General features: G+C 72.1%; 14 protein-coding genes. 8 read left to right on the forward strand and 6 right to left on the reverse strand.

From position 1 onward, the window contains the following. The gene (locus ACIHCM_RS09435; protein ID WP_399891653.1) at positions 1–1,644 is read right to left on the reverse strand and encodes a GMC oxidoreductase; all 1,644 of its coding nucleotides are present in this window, start codon (positions 1,642–1,644) and stop codon (positions 1–3) included. A gap of 213 nt (positions 1,645–1,857) precedes the next feature. On the opposite strand from ACIHCM_RS09435, the gene ACIHCM_RS09440 reads away from it, so the two are divergent. After that, positions 1,858–3,078 (forward strand): alginate lyase family protein, encoded by a 1,221-nt coding sequence (locus ACIHCM_RS09440; RefSeq protein ID WP_399891656.1) that lies wholly within the window; start codon positions 1,858–1,860, stop codon positions 3,076–3,078. 59 nt (positions 3,079–3,137) lie between these two features. On the opposite strand, the gene ACIHCM_RS09445 is transcribed toward ACIHCM_RS09440, so the two are convergent. Continuing rightward, positions 3,138–3,902, reverse strand: a complete 765-nt coding sequence (locus ACIHCM_RS09445) for a carbonic anhydrase (protein WP_399891660.1) — start codon at positions 3,900–3,902, stop codon at positions 3,138–3,140. Between the two features lie 275 nt (positions 3,903–4,177). Between ACIHCM_RS09445 and ACIHCM_RS09450 the strand changes: the two genes are divergently transcribed. Next, complete coding sequence (locus ACIHCM_RS09450; RefSeq protein ID WP_399891663.1) at positions 4,178–5,848, forward strand: tetratricopeptide repeat protein; 1,671 nt, start codon at positions 4,178–4,180, stop codon at positions 5,846–5,848. A gap of 290 nt (positions 5,849–6,138) precedes the next feature. Then, the gene (locus tag ACIHCM_RS09455; RefSeq protein ID WP_399891666.1) at positions 6,139–8,022 is read left to right on the forward strand and encodes a LamG-like jellyroll fold domain-containing protein; all 1,884 of its coding nucleotides are present in this window, start codon (positions 6,139–6,141) and stop codon (positions 8,020–8,022) included. A gap of 13 nt (positions 8,023–8,035) precedes the next feature. Here the strand turns inward: ACIHCM_RS09455 and ACIHCM_RS09460 are convergent, their stop codons facing one another. Beyond that, entirely contained in the window at positions 8,036–8,950 is a 915-nt protein-coding gene (locus ACIHCM_RS09460) for a LysR family transcriptional regulator (protein WP_399891669.1), read from the reverse strand. Positions 8,951–9,028: 78 nt separating this feature from the next. Between ACIHCM_RS09460 and ACIHCM_RS09465 the strand changes: the two genes are divergently transcribed. Together ACIHCM_RS09465 and ACIHCM_RS09470 are read left to right on the forward strand one after the other, a co-directional pair. After that, positions 9,029–9,991, forward strand: a complete 963-nt coding sequence (locus tag ACIHCM_RS09465; RefSeq protein WP_399891671.1) for an EamA family transporter — start codon at positions 9,029–9,031, stop codon at positions 9,989–9,991. After that, a complete protein-coding gene (locus tag ACIHCM_RS09470; protein WP_399891674.1) occupies positions 9,988–10,662 on the forward strand; it encodes an NAD(P)-dependent oxidoreductase in 675 nt (224 codons plus the stop codon). Before ACIHCM_RS09465 ends, ACIHCM_RS09470 begins: the two co-directional genes overlap by 4 nt. Before the next feature lie 72 nt (positions 10,663–10,734). Here the strand turns inward: ACIHCM_RS09470 and ACIHCM_RS09475 are convergent, their stop codons facing one another. From ACIHCM_RS09475 to ACIHCM_RS09485, 3 genes are all read right to left on the reverse strand, one after another. Continuing rightward, on the reverse strand, positions 10,735–11,355 hold the full coding sequence (locus ACIHCM_RS09475; protein ID WP_399891677.1) for a hypothetical protein: 621 nt from the start codon (positions 11,353–11,355) through the stop codon (positions 10,735–10,737). A gap of 259 nt (positions 11,356–11,614) precedes the next feature. After that, the gene (locus tag ACIHCM_RS09480) at positions 11,615–12,775 is read right to left on the reverse strand and encodes a S1 family peptidase (RefSeq protein WP_399891679.1); all 1,161 of its coding nucleotides are present in this window, start codon (positions 12,773–12,775) and stop codon (positions 11,615–11,617) included. Positions 12,776–12,966: 191 nt separating this feature from the next. Then, entirely contained in the window at positions 12,967–13,419 is a 453-nt protein-coding gene (locus ACIHCM_RS09485) for a hypothetical protein (protein ID WP_399891682.1), read from the reverse strand. A gap of 303 nt (positions 13,420–13,722) precedes the next feature. On the opposite strand from ACIHCM_RS09485, the gene ACIHCM_RS09490 reads away from it, so the two are divergent. The 3 genes from ACIHCM_RS09490 to ACIHCM_RS09500 all read left to right on the forward strand — a co-directional run bounded on the left by ACIHCM_RS09490 (position 13,723) and on the right by ACIHCM_RS09500 (position 15,690). Further along, entirely contained in the window at positions 13,723–15,117 is a 1,395-nt protein-coding gene (locus ACIHCM_RS09490; protein WP_399891685.1) for a diacylglycerol/lipid kinase family protein, read from the forward strand. 107 nt (positions 15,118–15,224) lie between these two features. Further along, positions 15,225–15,476 carry a DUF6400 family protein gene (locus tag ACIHCM_RS09495; RefSeq protein WP_399891688.1) on the forward strand — a complete coding sequence of 84 codons (252 nt, stop codon included), beginning with the start codon at positions 15,225–15,227 and terminating at the stop codon, positions 15,474–15,476. Continuing rightward, positions 15,460–15,690, forward strand: a complete 231-nt coding sequence (locus ACIHCM_RS09500; RefSeq protein WP_393107633.1) for a hypothetical protein — start codon at positions 15,460–15,462, stop codon at positions 15,688–15,690. The genes ACIHCM_RS09495 and ACIHCM_RS09500 overlap by 17 nt, the downstream gene beginning before the upstream one ends. Positions 15,691–15,840: the final 150 nt, after the last annotated feature.

The raw sequence follows: 15,840 nt of genomic DNA on the forward strand, positions 1-15,840 counted from the left end.
TCAGAAGTCGGTGGCGATGATCTCCTCGATGTTCCGTTCGGCGAGCGCCGTGATGGTGACGAACGGGTTCACGCTCGCGTTGCCCGGGACCAGCGCCCCGTCGACCACGTAGAGGCCCACATGGCCGTGCAGGCGGCCGTAGTTGTCCGTCGCCCTGTTCAGCACCGCACCTCCCAGGGGGTGGTAGGTGAGGTGGTCGCCCCAGATCTTGTACAGGCCGAAGAGATCGGTCCTGTAGATCGTGCCCTCTTTCGCGTTGATCCGGTCGAATATCGACTTGGCCATGGTGATCGACGGCTGTTTCCAGGCCGTCTGCCAGTTGAGTTCGACCTTTTGGCTCGCCGGGTTCCAGGAGAACTCCGCGCGGTGCGGGTTCTTGGTGATCGACAGATAGAAGGAGGCGTACGTCTCGATTCCGGTGGGCAGCGGCGCGACTTCGGCGAAGGCCCCGCCGGCCGCCCAGTTGTCGATTCCCGCGGTGGGAATCGAGGATTGCAGGGCACCGGTGGGATCCCACATGTGGTTGGCGCGCCCGCACATGACGTTGCCGTTCTCGCCCCAGCCCTTGCCGACCTCGCCGTTCAGGCCGGGCAGTGCGCCCTGGGCTTTGAGACGGACCAGGAGCTTGCTGGTGCCCACGCTGCCGGCGGCGAAGAACACCCGGGCCGCGGTGACCGTCTTCGTGGCCGTGACGCCGCCGCCGGTGTCGAGCTGCTCGATGGTGACGCTGTAACCGCCCGAGGACGCCGGAGTGACGGAAACGACCCTGTGCAGGGGGGAGATGGTGACCTTCCCGGTGGCCCGGGCCCGGGCGAGATAGGTCTGCTGAAGGCTCTTCTTGCCGTGGTTGTTGCCGTAGAGGATCTCACCGGCCAGCGCCGATTTCGGGACCGTGCCGGCGGCCTCGCGCTTCATGTACTCCCAGTCGTAGACGTCCGGCACGAAGACGAAGGGGAATCCGGAACGCTGGGCGTGCTTGCGGCCCACCCGGGCGTACTGGTAGCACGCCGCCGTCTCGAACCAGGCGGGGTCGATCGTGCTGACTCCGAGTTCGGAGTTGGCGCGTGGGTAATACACCTCGTACATCTCGTCGGCGTCGACCGACGGCAGCACGGCCGGGAAGTTCTCGCGCTTCGGCGTGACGGCCATGCCGCCGTTGACGAGTGAGCCACCGCCGACTCCGCGTCCCTGGTAGACCGTGATCCCGCCCATTTCCTCGGCGTCGAGAATGCCGGTGTGGCGCGGGACGTTCTTGTCGAGCGGAAAGCCCAGGAAGTTGCTGAGGGGTTGTTTGGTCCTGGTGCGCAGCCAGAACGAACGGTAGTCGGGGCTGGTCGTGTTGGCGAAGATCTTCCCGTCCGGACCCGGGGTGTCCCAGGCCATTCCCATTTCGACCATGTGGACGTCGACACCGGCCTGCGCGAGCCGGAGAGCGGCGACCGAGCCGCCGTACCCGGTGCCGATCACCAGCACCGGAATCCGCGCACCCGGTTCGATTCCGGCGGCGTTCCGCTGCCGCGCCGCGAGCGCGGGCGAGATGTTGCCGCCGAGCACAAGGGCGCTCGAAATGGAACCTGTTCCTGCGATGAATCGACGGCGGGAGATTCCGCTCAGTGGGGGTTTGTTCTGGAGGTCAGCGCTCATACGGCACTCCTCGATTTCGAGTGAATCGAAACGGGTTCTACTGCCGTTGGCATACGAAGTCACGACATACCAATTGGTAACTTTTCGCGCGCCACCTCCGAACACCCCTTCTTTCCTTGCGTCTTGACGGAAGGCTGGTCCGTACCTATGGTCACGGCCAGTGCGCGTGTTCAGTCACTCACCAGTCGTTCACATACAAGAACGGACTCCCCCATGACAGACGCCACCGCTCGTCCCCGCCGCAGGCCCCGCCGTCCACTCCTCGCCGTGACCACCGCCGCGGCCGCCGCCCTGGTGGCCACCCTGGTCGCCGGGCCCGGCGCACCCGGCGCCGACGCCGCCCCGGCCACCTTCGTCCACCCCGGCGTGACCGTCTCCAAGGGGCAGCTGGACTTCGCACGCGGCAAGGTCAACGCCGGTGCCCAGCCCTGGAAGAACGCCTTCGACCGGATGATGGCGAGCAAGTACGCCGACCTGAACCGCACGCCGAAGCCCCGCGCGGTCGTCGAGTGCGGTTCCTACTCCAACCCCAACTACGGCTGCACCGACGAGCGCGAGGACGCGATCGCCGCGTACACCCACGCGCTCGCCTGGTACATCACGCGCGACGACCGGCACGCCCGCAAGGCCATCGAGCTGATGGACGCCTGGTCGGCCGTCATCCGCGACCACACCAACAGCAACGCCCCGCTCCAGACCGGCTGGGCGGGCTCCTCCTGGCCCAAGGCCGCCGAGATCATCAAGTACACGTACACCGGTGGCTGGGCGGGCTCCGGCCGCTTCGCCACCATGCTCCGCAACGTCTACCTCCCCGAGATCATCAACGGCTCGAACTCCAACGGCAACTGGGAGCTGTCGATGATGGAGGCCGCGATCGGCATCTCCGTCTTCCTGGAGGACAAGGCCTCGTACGACAAGGCCATGGCGAAGTTCCGCACCCGCACCGCCGCCTACGTCTACCTGGAGTCCGACGGCGCCCTGCCGAAGACGGTCCCGAGCCAGAACCTCAACACCCGCGACAAGATCGTCAACTACTGGCAGGGCCAGGGCACGTTCGTCACCGGCCTCACCCAGGAGACCTGCCGCGACCTCACGCACACCGGCTACGGCATATCCGCCATCTCCCACGTCGCCGAGACCAGCCGCATCCAGGGCCAGGACCTCTACGGCACCGATGTCGGCGAACGGCTGCGGCACGCGCTCGGCTTCCAGGCCAAGTACGAGATGGGCGAGGGCGTTCCGGGCTGGCTGTGCGGCGGCTCGCTGCACCTCGGCCTCGGCCCGGTCACCGAGGTCGGCTACAACGCCCTGCACAACCGGCTCGGCCACGCCATGACCAACACCGCGGCCCTGACGGCGCGCAACCGCCCGGCCGGCAGCAACAACCTCTTCGTCGCCTGGGAGACCCTCACGCACGGCGACAACCCCGGCTGACGGAACGGGCGGGCCGAGGGGGCGGACGGGCCGACGGGGTCCGCCCGCCCCCTCCCGTGTCAGGAGACGGGGTGCACGCGCTGCGTCGTCAGCTCGTAGCGGGCGCCCACGACGGCGAGCTGACCGGAGGTCACCTTGGCGGCCAGGTCGGGTTCGGCCGCGAGGCGGGAGCGGACGAGCCGTATCTGCGCGTCTATGGTCGCGTCGACGCGGGCGTCGCCGTCCTTCGTGTGGTCGATCGCCGGCCTGATCTGCTCGGCCAGGTACTGGATGTGGTCCGGCAGCCGCTCACCGGACTCCTCCGCCTCCACGGCGGCCCGGACCGCCCCGCACGACTGGTGGCCGAGGACGACGACCAGCGGCACCGCCAGTTCGAGCACGCCGTAGGCGACGCTGCCGAGCACGGCCTCGTCGAGGACCTCACCGGCGCTGCGGACGGTGAGCAGGTCGCCGAGGCCCTGGTCGAAGACCAGTTCCGGTGGCACGCGCGAGTCGACGCAGCCGAGGACCACCGCGAAGGGATGCTGACCGGACGTCAGCGCCTGCCGTACGGCCGGTGACTCGTGCGGATGCCGCTCGCGGTTCGCGCGCCAGCGGTGGTTGCCCGCATCCAGGGCGCGCAGGGCCTGCGCGGGGGTACCCGGGCGGCGGTGCGGCGCCGCGCCGGCGGCGGACGCGGGGGAGGCGTCGAGGGCGAGGCCGGCACCGAGCGCCGCTGCGCCGGTCAGGCCGGCGCGCAGGAGGGTGCGGCGGTGACGTGCCGCCGCGGGGGTCGAGGCCTGCGGACGGCCGGTGCCTCGGGAAGGTGCGTCATCGAGATTCACGAGCCCGAACGTATGCCCGATGTCATGGCTAAGAGTTCACGCTACGAATTCATGGTTCGGCATGGTGAATTCATGGCCATGGCTTGATCCGCGCTTGGGGCACCCGAGGGGCGCGCTTGGGCGCACGGCCCTGCCGCCCTTGATCCCCCTTTCGTGTCGTAACGGCCCCCGGAGCGTGCGTAAGCCCGGCCAACCGCCCTGCGCGAGCCGAGAATTGGCGGGTCGGGACCCGGCGGGCCGGGTCCGCGACACCCGCGCGAGCACAGGAGACACCGATGGACTACTACGACCTCGGCACCCACACCCGTCCGGTGACGACCACGTCCCCCGAAGCCCAGCTGTGGTTCGACCGGGGCCTGATCTGGACCTATGCCTTCCACCACGAGGAGGCCGTCTCCTGCTTCGAGGCCGCCGCGGCCGCCGACCCCGACTGCGCCATGGCGTACTGGGGGATCGCCTACGCCCTCGGCCCCAACTACAACAAGCCCTGGGAGGCCTTCGACGAGCGGGAACTGGTCCGCGCCGTCGATCGCACCCACGACGCCGTGGAGCGCGCCCACGACAAGTCGTCCGGCGCCACCGCCGCCGAACGCGCATTGATCGAGGCTTTGCGCGCCCGCTATCCGCAGCGGGAGGCCGTCGAGGACTGCTCGGTGTGGAACGAGCCCTACGCCGACCGCATGCGCGCCGTGTACGCGCTCGACCCCGGCGACCTCGACCTCGCCACCCTCTACGCCGACGCGCTCATGAACCTCACGCCCTGGCAGCTGTGGGACATCCGCACCGGAGAGCCCGCGGAAGGCGCCCGCACCCTGGAGGCCAAGGACGTCCTCGACCGCGCGCTCGCCACCGACGAGGGGGCACGGCACCCCGGCGTACTGCACCTGTACATCCACCTGATGGAGATGTCCGCCACCCCCGAGGCGGCCCTCACCGTCGCCGACCGGCTGCGGGGCCTGGTGCCGGACGCCGGTCACCTCCAGCACATGCCCTCCCACCTGGACGTGCTGTGCGGCGACTACCGGCGCGTGGTCGCGGGCAACAGCGAGGCGATCGCCGCCGACGAGAAGTTCCTGGCCCGCTCAGGCGCGATGAACTTCTACACCCTGTACCGCTCGCACAACTACCACTTCAAGATCTACGGCGCGATGTTCCTCGGCCAGTCCCGGACCGCCCTGAGAACCGCGGCCGAACTGGAGGAGACCATCACGGAGGAGCTGCTGCGGGTGCAGAGCCCGCCCATGGCCGACTGGCTGGAGGGTTTCCTCGCCATGCGGGTCCATGTCCTGATCCGCTTCGGCCGCTGGACGGACATCCTGGAACTGCCGTTCCCCGAGGACGACCGGCTGTACTGCGTGACCACCGCGATGCTCCACTACGCCCGCGGCGTCGCCCTCTCCGCGACGGGCCGGACCGACGAGGCCGAGGCCGAACGCCGCCTGTTCCGCGAGGCCCGCGCCCGGGTCCCGCAGTCGCGCACCCTGTTCAACAACACCTGCGCCGACATCCTCGCCGTGGCCTCGGAGATGCTCGACGGCGAAGTGGAGTACCGCAAGGGCAACCACACTGAGGCATTCGCCGCACTGGAACGGTCCATCGCGCTCGACGACAGCCTCCCCTACGACGAGCCCTGGGGCTGGATGCAGCCCACCCGCCACGCCTACGGCGCCCTGCTCCTCGAACAGGGCCGGATCGCGGAGGCCGAGGCGGTCTACCGGGCCGACCTCGGACTCGACGCGACCCTGCCCCGCCCCCAGCAGCACCCCGGCAACGTCTGGTCCCTGCACGGCTTCCACGAGTGCCTGACGCGGCTGGGCAAGCTAGGCGAGGCGGAGATCGTGGCGCAGCAACTGAAGATCGCCGCCGCGCTGGCGGACGTACCGATCGCCTCGTCCTGCTTCTGCCGCATGGAGGGATCCGCGGCTGCCGACGGGAAAGACCGGTGACTCACCCGGCAGGCACCTGTGACCGGCGGCCGTGCCGTGCGGCCGCCGGGAGCGCGAGCAGCCGGTGAGCGAGGCCGGGCGCACGCGCGTACGCCCGCCTCGCACGCGCCCGCCGGACCGGCGGACCACCGCGCCCCGGGCGGTCCGGCCGCCACCGGTGCGAGGGTCCTCGAGCGTGGTGTGACGTCCGGCACCCGGTTGCCCCTGTTCAGCTGAGCGCCACCGTGCGGCCAGCGGGAGTGAGCAGCGTACGGCCTGACCCGATGCGGCTCACCACACCTGGAGCAGTCATGAGCGCAGCAGAAGAGCAGAACCCCCTCCACAGACGCGCGTTGCTGCGCGCGGCGGTCGCGGTGCCCGCGGCCGGCGCGGCCGGCGCGGCCCTCGCCTCCCCGGCGGCCGCCCACGCGGGGACTTCCGGGACGGCTCGCGGCGGCCGGTTCGACGCGGAGAGCCCGCGCTTCGCGCTGGCCGTGCTGCCCGACACGCAGTACCTCTTCGACGCCGACAGCGCCGACCCGGAGCCGCTGCGCGAGACCTTCCGGTATCTCGCAGCCGAGCGCGCCTCGGCCAACATCGCCTTCATGACACACCTCGGCGACGTCACCGAGCACGGCACCGAGGACGAGATCGAGCTCGCCGCCGACACCTTCCGCGCCCTGCACGGCAAGGTGCCCTACAGCGTCCTCGCCGGCAACCACGACATCCGGTCCTCGACGGACGACCAGCGCGGCGACTCCGCCTATCTCGCCGCCTTCGGCCCCGCGCGCTACGCGTCCATGCCCACCTACCGGGGCGCCTCGCCCGACGGCTACAACACGTATCACGTGCTGCGCGCCGGGGGCCGCGAGTGGCTCGTCCTCGCCCTGGACTGGAGGGTGTCGGACAAGGGACTGCGCTGGGCCCAGGACGTGCTGGACGCGCACCCGACCCTGCCCGCCGTCCTCACCACCCACGACCTCGCCTGGGCGGACGATGAGGGCCGCGCGACGCTGTCGGGCAACGGCGAGCGCCTGTGGAACGGCCTGATCAAGGGCAACGACCAGATCTTCCTCGCGCTGGGCGGCCACTACTGGCCCTCCGGGCGCACTGTCCTGGTCAACGACTCCGACAACGATGTCCACGTGCACATCACCAACTACCAGGACCGTTACTACGGCGGCGCCGGGATGATCCGCACGTACGGGTTCGACCTCGTGCGGGGCGTCATCGACGTGGAGACGTTCTCGCCGTGGTTCCTGGCCCGTGACCCGCAGAAGCGGACGCCGCTGGAGGCCGAGACGATCGAACTGACCGGTCCTGTCGACCGGTTCAGCCTGGACATCGACTTCGCCGAGCGCTTCGAGGGCTTCGCCCCGCCCGCCCCGCCCGCCCCGCGTCCACCGTCCGCGGTGATGCCGCGCGGCACCCTCGCCTACTGGCGCTTCGACGACTCCGGCACCCGGGCCCCCGGGGAGCCCGGCACGCCCGTCGCGAACGGCGTCGTGGTGCGCGACCTGTCCGGGAACGGCAACGACCTGACGGTCAGCCGACTGCACACCAGCGGGCCCGACGCGCTCACCTGGTCCGGTGACCACCACCCCGGCCAGCCCGCGCACGCGAGCCTGCGGTTCGACGGCGGCAAGAACCCCGACCGTGGCGCCATCCTGACCACCGCCGCGCAAGCGCCCCTGAACGCGGAGAAGTTCACCCGGGGCTACACCATCGAGACCTTCGTCCGGCTGCCCGAGCCCTTCGAGGGGGACCACAGCTGGATGGGCATCCTCAGCTGGCAGGGCCGCAGCGGCGACGCGGGCAAGACCACCGGATGGTCGCCTCTGGAGCCCACGTGCAGCCTCAACGTGTCGCCGGAACGGTTCCTCCAGTTCGTGGTCTACCCCCACCGCCAGGACGCCGATCCGACGTCGTGGAGCCACGCGGTTCCCGTGGGCCGATGGATGCACATCGCCGTCGTCAACGACGGCCGCCGCACGGTGCTCCACGTGGACGGCTCGAAGATCGCCCGCAACCCGTCCCAGCCCTCCACCGGTATCGCCACCCTCGGCAAGCCCTTCGTGCTCGGCGCCACCAGCTTCGACGAGCGCTTCGGGCAGGGCTTCTACGGCTGGATGGGCGACACCCGCATCGTCGCCCGGCCGCTGTCCCGGCGGGAGTTCCTCGTCCCCGTCGAGTAGGCGCTTTGCCGGCTCATCCGTCCGCCCGGCCCGCGCGCCGTGCCGGTGTCCTGACCCCGAGGACGTCGAGCACGGCGCGGGTCGCCGGGCTGGGGTTGAAGCGGCTCCAGGCCAGACACTCCACCCGGCGCGGGCCGTCGGTCACGGGGACCAGCGCCAGTTCCGGATCGGCGGCGGCCACTGGGCCGATGAACGCCGACGGCATCAGCGCGACGCCGAGTCCCCGTGCGATCAGCCGCGTCATCAGCTCCACGACGGCCGCCTCGTACGCGACGTCACGGACCAGTCCGGCGGCGGCGAACGCCTCGTCGGACTGGGCCCGGGCGGGCGTCCCGGCCATGAAGTCCACGAAGGTCTCCCCGGCGATGTCCTCCAGGGTGACGCGGGGCGCGCCCGCGAAGCGGTGGCCGGCCGGCACCACCAGCACATGCCGGTCGTGATCGAGGACGACGAACTCCACCCCGGACGGCCGCCTGCTCTCCGGCAGGCCCAGGAAGGCGATGTCCAGCTCGCCCTCGCGGATCGCCGCCACCAGGTCGTCGCTGCGCCCGGAGCGCAGGGCGACGCGGACCTGCGGGTGCCGGGCGCGGTACCGCTGGAGCAGTTCGGGTACGTCGACGGCGGCCGTGGTCACGATCACGCCGACGGCGAGCCTGCCCCGCACCACGCCGGTCGCCGCGGCGGCGTCGGCGGCCGCACGGTCGGCGGCCGCCAGGCACTCGCGGGCACCGGCGACGAACGCCTCCCCGGCCCCGGTGAGCTCGACGCGACGGCTGGACCGGGCGAAGAGGCGCACCCCGAGCTCGCGTTCCAGACCGGCGATCCGGTGGCTGAGCGAGGACTGCACGACGGAGCAGCGCTCGGCGGCGCGGGTGAAGTTGCGCGTCTCGGCTAGGGCGACGGCGTAGCGCATCTGCTGAAGGTCCACGTCAGCCATCGTTCTCGTGCATGGCTGCTATGGCAAGCATGCTTTGGATTCATGGCCCCGGCCGCGGAGACTTCCCCCATGGAGACTCCGACCGAGCGGCCACCCGGCCCGCCGCGCGGCGCGTCCGCCCAGCAGGCGGCGACCGTCGCACTGACGGCACTCGCTCCGGCGTCCTGGGGCACCACCTACGCGGTGACCACGGAACTGCTGCCACCCGGGCATCCGCTCTTCGCCGGGCTGATGCGGGCGCTGCCCGCGGGGCTGATCGGGCTCGCCCTGATCCGCGTGCTCCCGCGCGGGGAGTGGTGGTGGAAGGCCGCCGTCCTGGGCGTGCTGAACATCGCCGCCTTCTTCCCCCTGCTGTTCCTGGCGGCCGAACGGCTCCCCGGCGGTGTCGCCGCCACCCTCGGCGCCGCCCAGCCACTGCTGGTCGCCGGGCTTGCCCTCGCGGTGCTCGACGAGCGGCCGACGGCCTGGCGATGGGCCTGGGGCGTGCTCGGCGTGCTCGGCGTCGGACTCGTCGTGCTCGGACCGCACGCGCGGCTGGACGCCCTCGGTGTGCTCGCCGGTCTCGGCGGCACCGCGGCGATGGCCGGCGGGGTCGTCCTCACCAAGCGCTGGGGCCGTCCCGCCGGGGTGCGCCCCCTGACGCTGGCGAGCTGGCAACTGACCGCCGGCGGCCTGCTGTTGCTCCCGCCGGCGCTCGCGATCGACGGTGTGCCGCAGCGGATCGACGCCGCGGCCGCCGGTGGCTACCTGTGGCTCGGCAGCATGGGCGGGCTGATCGCGTACACCCTGTGGTTCCGCGGGATAGGGCGGTTGCCCCTCGGCGCGTCCGCACCGCTGGTCCTGCTCTCCCCGCTGGTCGCGACGCTCGCCGGCATCGGGCTCGGCGAGTCGCTGAACCTGACGCAGTCCGCCGGTTTCGTCCTCGCGCTGGCCGCGTTGCTGGCGGCACAGTTCAGCTCACCGATGCCGCGCGGCCGCGTCGCGCACGGTGGGCGGGCGGGGGACCAGGTCCGTGAGGAGAGGGTGCGATGACGGCCCGCAGGGCGATCGCCGTGCTCGGTGCCACCGGGATGGTGGGCAGCCGGGTGACCGACGAGGCCGTCGCGCGCGGCCACCGGGTGCTCGCCCTGTCCCGCAGGCCCCCGGGCGGCGATCCGGAGGTGACGCCGGTCGCCGTCGACGCGAACGACCCGCGTGCCCTGCGCGAGGCGCTGACGGGCTCCGGGGCCGGCGGCACCGTCCCGGACGCGGTCGTGGTGGCCGTCCGGACCTTTCCGGCCGACGAGGACTTCCTGGCCGGCGTCACCCGTACCGTGCTGGACGCCGCTGCCCGGCGTGGGACACGCGTCCTCGTGGTCGGTGGTGCCGGCGCCCTGCGCAGCCCCGGCGGCGGGCACCTGCTCGTCGCCGACGACCCGGCGTACGTGCCCGCCGAGTACCGGCCCGTCGCCGTCGCCGGTGTCGCCCAACTGCGGGCCTGCCAGGCGCAGACGGGCGCGGACTGGGTGTACCTGAGCCCGCCGGCCGTGCTGGGGCCCGGTGACCGCACGGGCCGCTACCGGCGCGGGACCGGCACCCTGCTCACCGCCGCAGGCGGCCGGTCGTGGATCAGCGCGGAGGATCTGGCCGTCGCCGTGGTCGACGAGCTGGAGAACCCCGGCGCCGAGCGGCACGTCACGGTCGTCCATCACGACGGCGGGTGAGCCACCACGCGACGACGCGCGCAGCGAGCGGCCCCGGCGTACGCACAGGCCTGGGCCGCCGGGCACACGCTCTCAGTGGAGCTTCTTGACGGCCTTCACCGTGGTGGCCTTGAAGTCGGCGACCTGGGCGTGCTCGAAGTCGCCCATCTGCGCCCACTTGACGACCGTGACGGTCCTGCCGTCCCGGCCGACCGAGAACAGGGCGATGTCCGAGGGACCCCAGGAGTGCTCCGTGTCGATGCCGTAGACGTGGGCGCCCTCCTCCACGTCCAGCCGGCCGTAGTACTTCTTGGCCGCCGTCATGTCGGGGTCCTGCGCCATCAGCTTCTCGGCACAGCCGGCGAGGTCCTTGCGCAGCAGCGCGGCGAACTTCTTGGCACGCCGCTCGTTCCGCTCCACCACGGTGACCTGGAGCGCGTTGGTGTCGAGCTCCGTCCAGTACGTGCGGTGCGAGGCAGTCGACGGCAGGGCCTCACCGACGCAGATCGGAAGCGGGTCGGGCTGCCCGGCGGTGACAGGCCCGGCGTACCAGGCCGAGGCGGGGTGCGGCGGCAGCTGGCCCGGCGCCAGGAAGCGGGGTGTGCCGGACGCGGCCGGACCGGCGGACGCCGGGACGGCGGTCAGTGCGAGAGCGGCCCCGGCCGCGAGGGCGGCGATGCCGAGTCGGGTACGGAGGCGGGCGCGGACGTTCATGTGTCCCCCAATGTGTCGTGCGCTTTCCCGTCGTTACGTCTCGTACGACTCGGCCCGCCGGTACTTCGTTGCCCTGCGGCCATGCCACCACTTCGTCCCGTTCGTCACCAACGCGTAACAAGGAAATGATCATCCCTTTGGCCTGGATGTTCCGACGCCGACCCGCGCGAACGGCCGAGGGGGATCAGGGAGGTTCCGCCGGGTGGACCGGCGGAACCCTTTTGCTGTCGCGCCGTTCAGCGTCGTCCGCGTCGGGTGCTCACGCCGTGTGCAGCGTCAGACCGTAGCGGTTCAGGATCTCGTTGACCGGCTGGAACCAGGTCTCCCCGCCGCCGGAGCAGTTCCCCCAGCCGCCGGAGGTGACACCCTGTGCCTGGTCGCCGCTGATGAACGAGCCGCCGGAGTCGCCGGGTTCGGCGCAGACGCTGGTCTTCGTCATCTGGTGCACCGCGCCCTGGCTGTAGTTGACGGTCTCGTTCCTGGCCAGCACGGTGCCGCAGTGCCAGCGCGTCGTGGAGCCGGAGCGGCAGATCGAGGTGCCGACGGGTGCCTCGGCCGAGCCGCGCACGAGGCGGTCCGGGACCGTGCCCCAGCCGAGGACCACCGGGACGGTCCACCAGCCGCTGCCGACGCTGACCCAGGCGTAGTCGTCGCCGGGGAACGACGAGCCCTGGAACGTGCCGATGTGCGTGCCGTCCCATCCGCGGACGGCCGCTCCGCCTCCGCCGCAGTGCCCGGCGGTGACGAACCCGCCGTGCACCGAGAAGCCGATGGAGCAGCGGACGTTGCCGGTGTAGTACGGGTCGCCGCCGACCGTCCCGGCCGCGAAGGTGCCGGGCGCGGCCGGCACCGTCCGCACGGTGACCGGACCGGCCGCGCGGGCGCGGGAGACGAATCGGCGGACATCGTTGCCGGAACGCCGGCCGTCGACGATGTCGACGACCACCGTGTTGGCCACCGGGTCGGCATGCCAGCTGCTCACTCCCCGGGGCGCGTCGATCCGGTCCAGGCGCGCCACGGTCGCGTCGAGCTCGCGCGCGCTGTGCTCCACGGTGCGCACGGCCGCGCCGGTGGCGCGGACGGCTCGTACGGTGGCGGCCGGGGCGTCGGAGGTGACGGCGACGGTCAGCCGTTCGTCGCCGGCGTCGAACCACGAACCGCCGTACGCCGCTCCTGCGGCCCTGCGGGCGTCGGGCGCGATGTCCCGGGCCTCGGCCTCGGCGGCCAGCCGCGTCTCGGCCTCGGCCTCGCTCAGCCCGAAGTCGCGTTGCATGGCCTGGACGAGTCCCGCGGAGGCCTGGGGTACGCCGCCCGTGGGGGAGGAGTCGCTCGCCGCGGCCGGGAGAGTTCCTGCGGCGGTCCAGCTGCCCAGCATCAGGAGCGCGGCCAGACCGGCATGCGTGAGTCGCTTGCGTCTCAAGGGAGTTGCCCTTCGTCGTTCCAGCAAGGTGGGGGTGGAACAACCGCAAGTGAGAGCGCTCTCAGAGGGTCGTGGCAGAGCTTAGCCAGGCATGCCAGTCAGGTCCATGCCAATACAGGCCCTCTTGGTGAGGGCCCGCATCGGCATGGACCTTCAGTGAGCGGACATGCGTTGCCTCAGCAGGCTTCGGCTCAACTCCACAGGGGGTACGTGACCACCTTCGGGAACCCCTCAGGCCTGCCGTCCGTGTAGGTCAGGCTGATCTTGCCGTACTGCTGCATGTCCGGGTTCTTCTTCCACGGCTTCGGGTCCTCCAGCCGCACCGTCACGGAGTACGACTGGAACCTGCCCGCCGCGCAGTACGGCTTGCAGTCGTTGACCCAGTTGACCCCCCTGGCCATCGCCGCGTCCCCGTCCCAGCGCAGCCACTTCAGGGAGGCGAGCCGGCTGTTGCCGTCACCGCAGGCCAGCATGAAGTCGTCGGGGCGCACCGCGGGGCGCCAGAAGCAGTCGACCAGCACCGGCTCCTCGGCCTGCTGCACCGCGCCCGCGCTCGCCGGCGCGCCGGAGGCGGTGCCCAGGGACGCCACGAGCGCCGCCGCGGCGCAGAGCGTGAGGGCCGCCCGCGTGCTGTGCCTGTTCATCTCCGCTCCCCGCCGTTGTGCTGCGTCCGTGCGCGTCGGTCGGGCCGACTGGTTCCGACGCTACGACCGTGCGGGGGAACACACCACTCGAACGGATCAGGCGGCAGGGCGCGCGGACCGGTCCGCCCGCGCGCGCGGACCGTGGGTCGCCGCCCCGCGAGCCGCCGTGCACCCCCTCTCCACGTCGCCGCGGACACCCGCGCGCCCCCGCCCCTCTGCGCCGCCCTTCGCCCGCATGAGACCTTTGAAGCGCATGGACGGCGACGTCGGCCGGCACCGGCCGGCCGCGTGTGGAGGGGACCTGTGGGAGCGACATCGGTGGAGTGGCGGCACCGGCGGCAGATATGGGCCGCCAGGGGCGCGCTGACGGCGGTGGCCGCGGCGGTCCTGCTGCCGCTGGCGCAGGGCGGCCTCGGCGGCCTGCTCCTGCTCGTCGTGGGGCTCGCGGGCCTCTGTCTCACGTTCGCCGCCCTGTGGTGGACGCTCTCCCGCCGTGGCCCCGTGCGCGTGGCCGCCGCACTGCTGGCCCTCGCCACCCCCGTCGGCGTGGTCGTGCTCTTCGCGCGGGCGAACCTCCTGTGGGTGGTCACCGTCTCCGGCCTGCTGTGGTGCGCGGCCGTGTGGAGCGGCCGGTACGCGCTGCGCAGCACCGGGCTGCGGCAGGGACGGCTGCGTGAGTACCGCACCCCGCCCCCGCAACGCCCCTTCCTGCTGCTCAACCCGCGCTCGGGCGGTGGCAAGGTCGAGAAGTTCGCACTGCGGGAGAAGGCCGAGAGCCTCGGTGCGCAGGTCGTCCTGCTGGATCCCGAGCAGCATCAGGATGTCGCCGCGCTCGCGCGCCAGGCCGTGGCCGACGGCGCCGACCTGCTGGGTGTCGCGGGCGGCGACGGCACCCAGGCGCTGGTCGCGGCGGTGGCGGCGGAACACGGACTGCCGTTCCTCGTGATCTCGGCCGGCACCCGCAACCACTTCGCGATGGACCTCGGCCTGGACCGCGAGGACCCCGCCGGCTGCCTGGACGCGCTCACCGACGGTGTGGAAGTCCGCGTCGACCTGTGCTTCGCGGGCGACCGCCCGTTCGTCAACAACGCCTCCTTCGGCGTGTACGGCGCCGTCGTGCAGAGCCCCGGCTACCGCGACGACAAGGTCGGTACGGCGCTGGATCTGCTGCCCGACCTGCTCAGCCGGCAGCTCGGCCCGCGCCTGACCGCCCACGCCGACGGCAGGACGTTCACCGATCCGCAGGCCGTGCTGGTGAGCAACAACCCGTACCGCATCGACGACCCCCTCGGGTTCGGCCGGCGCCAGCGGCTGAACTCCGGCAGGCTCGGCGTGCTCTCCGTGAAGGTGGACAGCGCCCTCGAGGCGGCGGAGCTGCTGCTCGACCCGCAGGGGTTCGGGGCGCTCACGGCCCACGAGGTGATCATCGAGGCCGACGAGCCGCAACTGGAGGTCGGCCTCGACGGTGAGGCCACCACCCTGAGCACACCCGTGCGCTGCCGGATCGAGCGCCGTGCCCTGCGCGTGCGCGTCCCCCGCGAACGGCCGGGCGTGCCCGACCTGCCGCCCCGCCTGGACTGGCGGCGGCTGCGCAAACTCGCCGCAGCGGTCGGACGTACGGCCGTCCCCGCACGCTCCGGGCGGACGGACCGCCCCGAGCCCGACGAGCCCGCCCGGCGGGACGATCAGGCGGCCTGACCGCAGGGGTCCCGGACGATGGCATCCGTCACATCCGCTTCACGTGGAGCATCACGCCTGGTAGACGTGGCTGGGCAAGTACGTTCCCGCGTGAAAGCACCGCCCTCATGGATGACACCCCCGCTCCGGACCACGTGCCCTTCAGCATCGACCTGACGCGGGAGGAAGCCCGCCGGCGGGCCGAGGTGCTGGCCGCACTCGAACCCGACTGGGACCCCGTGGCCGCGTTGCGGTCGGAGGAGGCGGCTCACACGCTGCTCTACTCCGGCCTCGACGAGGAGCAGGAGCGGACGTACGCCATGCTGGTGGCGGCCGGTGTGCTGCCGGGGCGGGACGCGGGCGATGCGACTTCCCATTGATCCGCACGCCGACCGGGCCCGCCGGGCCTGGGTGCCCTGCCCCCGCTGCGACGACGCCCGCGACTGCGTGACCTGCGCCGCCCGCCGCAACTGCCCGACGCACTGGCGCTACCTGATCTCCAACGAGGGCGCCCGCGTCCACCTCCAGTGCCCCGGCTGCACCCACACCTGGACCCTGGACACCCGCCCGGGCCGCCGGGGCCTGACCCACTGACGCCAGGGGAAGCCCGTCAGAGGACGACGGGCGGCGATGCGGGACGGGGGCGTCCGCGCGCAGGATCTCCTCGCCGACCGCGGGCCAGGACGCGGGTGTGTCCTGGGCTCGGAGCGGCCGGCCCCGCTGCGGCGGCGGGTGCGATCGTCC

This window comes from Streptomyces sp. NPDC052023, assembly GCF_044548465.1.
Classification (GTDB): Bacteria; Actinomycetota; Actinomycetes; order Streptomycetales; family Streptomycetaceae; genus Streptomyces.